This is a genomic window from Polaribacter litoreus (assembly GCF_054584775.1).
This window is the reverse complement of the sequence record NZ_JBTLRD010000044.1, coordinates 1-3,782: the sequence shown is the minus strand read 5'-3', so window position 1 is coordinate 3,782 and position 3,782 is coordinate 1. Positions and strand designations below refer to the sequence as shown.

General features: G+C 27.2%; 2 protein-coding genes. Both read left to right on the top strand.

The window, feature by feature from the left end; translation table 11 throughout:
• Positions 1-83 precede the first annotated feature (83 nt).
• Positions 84-740, top strand: a complete 657-nt coding sequence (locus ACW9UN_RS16830) for a hypothetical protein (protein ID WP_459487529.1) — start codon at positions 84-86, stop codon at positions 738-740.
• A 1,159-nt stretch (positions 741-1,899) separates the two neighbouring features.
• The gene (locus tag ACW9UN_RS16825) at positions 1,900-3,570 is read left to right on the top strand and encodes a DUF6035 family protein (protein ID WP_459487528.1); all 1,671 of its coding nucleotides are present in this window, start codon (positions 1,900-1,902) and stop codon (positions 3,568-3,570) included.
• The last annotated feature ends 212 nt before the right edge of the window (positions 3,571-3,782 follow it).

Genomic DNA, 3,782 nt, shown 5'->3' with positions numbered 1-3,782 from the left:
GGAAACGCTAAAGTTTTAGTCTAAATAGCTTTTTTTTCGCTAAATTTACGCAACAAATAATACACCAAAACGTTGGCCACAATATGAAAATTGCAATTCTGAAAATAACATTACTATTGAATTTACTAACCTTTGGTCAAGAAAAGTCAGAAAAAAGTGAATTTGAAATTATTGCAGAAAAGATTGGAGATTTAGATAAAGATGGAATAGATGAAAAAGTAATCGTTTATGAAACTAATGAGAAAACAAATTTTGGAAACACTAGAGAAATTCAAATTTTGAAAAATAAATCTGGAGAATGGATTGAGTGGAGAAAGTCAAGAAATGCAGTTTTAAAAAGTGAAGAAGGTGGATTTTGGGGAGACCCTTTTGAAGGAATTGAAATAAAAAACGGAATTTTAAAAATTCATTTTTTCGGAGGCAGTAATTGGAAATGGTCTTATACTGACAAATATAGATTTCAGAATAATAAATTTGAATTAGTAGGTTACTCAGAAGTATCTTTTAGGAATTGTTATGTATGGGAAACAAATGATTTTAATTTGTCCACTGGAAAGCTAATTTCTAAAAAAGAATATGAAAAATGTGGAGAAAATGACAAAGAAGTATACAAGAGAGAAAATGAAACATTTTATAAAAAAGGAATTAAATTAACATTGCAAAATCGTTTAAAAAAGGAAATTAAGATAGTAACACCAAAATATGGAAGAGAAATTTATATAGCGAATGGAATAGAATAAATACTGTGGCTAACACCGTATAAAAAAAATTGCTGGTAAAAGCCAGTTTACGAAAGTCCTCGCGGACTTTCTATCTGTGATTTATTTGCTAACTTTAGTGTTTAAAACACGCAACTTTTCTTATACAACAACGTTGTAAATAATGCGTGAATCCACTCAAATTCGTGAAAGTTGGAGTTTTAAAAATGGTGGAATTTAAGCATAACGTGTGAATTTTGAAAAGCTCTAAAAATGGAATTTAAAAATTGCTGAACAGACTCTCGCTAACGTTGAATTTTGAATAAAATGAAAAAGAAAAATGTTGGAATCTACTCAAACTCGGAATCACAAAAAGTGGGAATCATAGCAAAACGTGTGAATGAAAAACTGGAATTTAGCTACTTGTGGAATTGAAAATCTTTGCGGAATTTACTCTTGAAAACAAAATTTGAATGAAATGAAAAAAAAACTGAATTATTAATTAAAAAAAGCACTATTTACAACACCGTATAAAAATAATTGCTAATTTAGTACTTAACCAAAGGCAGTTGCAATTTTGTCAACTTCTGAAATTCATTCTGAATTTCCTCGCTGACAAAATCGCAACTATTATTATACAAACACGTTGCCAAAAACTCGCTGAAAGTCAATTCCGCAGACTTATGTCCTTTAAATTTTATGCTTCACTCCTACTTTTTCTATAAAATAATCGAAAAAAAAACTGGAACATTCTCTCGCTAAAAAATTTCTGAAAGAAATTTTTATCTAACAAAATCGGAGTTTAAAAAATGTGGAATTTTCTAAAATCTGAAAAATATCAAACGTGGGAATATCAGCAAAACGTGTGAATGTAAAACTGTTTTTAAAAAAATGGGAATCTAAACAAAACGTGAAAATTATAGCGGAGTTAAAATCTTGTAAAAAAAGTTGACTCAAAACTTATTCGGAATTTACTTTGCAGAATCTCACTCTTGAAAACGGAATTTTTGTTGGACTGAAAATTCCTTGGAATCTTAAATCTAAAAAATCGCATTTGGCAACAACGTGCATAATTCATTGCTTACGTATTTTTCCTTCGGAAAAATCCGCAGACCCAAAGTTGTTGTATTTCTTTGCTTACTTTTAGCTATATTTACGCAACGAAACCATGCACAAAGACGTTAGCCACAATTACAAAAAAATGCAATCGAAAAGATCAATACAATTCGCATTTGAAAAAATATCTGGAAAAGTCCTTAACGCAAACGAAATATTCGAAGAATACAAAGGTGGTTTTAAGAAACGAAAAGAATTTAATGAAAATAAATTAGAACTTTCTTGTTGTGAGTGCAAACAAGAATTAGAAATATCTTCAAGTAAAAAAGACTTTTTACACTTTAAACATAAAAAAAAATCAAACCCTTGTATTTTTAAAAATTCAAAATTCACTGACGAAGAGAATAACGAACTACAAGAACATTATTCAAATAGAGAAAGTGAAAGACATAAGAATTTAAAAAACGAAATCGGAAAAAAATTAGATTTAATTAAAACAGTCGATTCCATTTATATAGATAACAAATTCATAATAGAAAATGGAGAAAAAAGGAAACCCGATGTATATTGTGAATATAATGGAAAAAAGATTGTTTTTGAAATACAGCTCTCAAAACTATCTCTGAGATATATACTTAATAGACATAATTTTTATAAAAGGAATGGAATTTTTTTGATATGGATATTAGATAATTTTGATGTCAATGGTCAGACTCAAATGGAAAAAGATATTAAATATCTGAATAAGTTTGAAAACTTCTTTAAACTTGACGAAAAAACAGAAGTTTTTAGATTAATCTGTAAACACAAATATGCAACACTCAACAACCACAATAAAATACTAACACCTTGGACTGAAAAATCAATAAGTTTAAGCCAACTAAAATTTTCTGATTCATATCAAGTGTACTTTTATGACTTAAAATTAAAAATTAAACAAAAAGAAAAAGAACAAAAAGAAGTTGCAAAAGAGCTAAAAATATTAGCAAGAAAAAAAAAGGAAGAAAAAAGAAAAAATGAAGAAATAAAAAAACTGCATAACGCAAAACTTAAAGTTAAAGAAATCGTAGATGAACTACGAAATAATTGGATTAAAAAAACTATTGTTTATCATAATGTAGCAAAAAGTATTAAAGATTTAGAAGAATTTGAGTTAACTCTTTTAAACAATATAATTAATAAGTCTAAAATTCATCAATGGATTTTTAAAGCGAAAAATGAACATTTTTATTTCATTCATTTTATGCTCGACTGTCACTATATAGAATTTGACGTTAACGAAAAGTTTGAAAATAAAACAATCCTAGAGTATTTATTTGAGAATGTGCTATTAGAAAACAAACTATTATTGTTTAAATTAATAATTCAAAGGAATTACATTTTTGAAACAAAAGACGAAATACACATTAAAAACCTGAATCTAAAACAAAAAGAAGTCAATCAAATAATCTTACTTTCCCAACTTTCAAATAAATTATATAATAAACATAGTATTATTAATTTATTCAATAATCCAACTGTATTTTGCATATTAGAGAGTGCTAAAAAGAATAAAATTGTTGGTTTAGGTTATAAAGAAAATCAGTGGATTTCATTAACAGATATGGCAATTAATTCATATTCTCAGCATTTTGAAATAATAAATAAAGCTTTCAAAGAATATGGAATGTGGAATATTATTAATTCATTTGATAAGAATAAAACAATCGCAAAAAAGTTAGAAGACTATAAAATAAAAAAACCAAAACAAGACGGAAAATTACATTGGACAATTAAAGCAATTTACCCTGAATTAATTGAAGATGAATATTTCTAAAATAAAAACTGTGGCTAACACCGTATAAAATTAATTGCTAGTGCAAGCCTACTTACGAAAATCCTCGCGGATTTTCTATTCGGTTTTTATTTGTTAAATTAGGTGTTTAGACAACGCAACTAATCTTATACAAACACGTTATGTTTTATTGCTCAGGAAAATCTAAACGCAGGAAAAAAAAGCTGAACAGTCTCTCGCGAATTTTGAAAAAA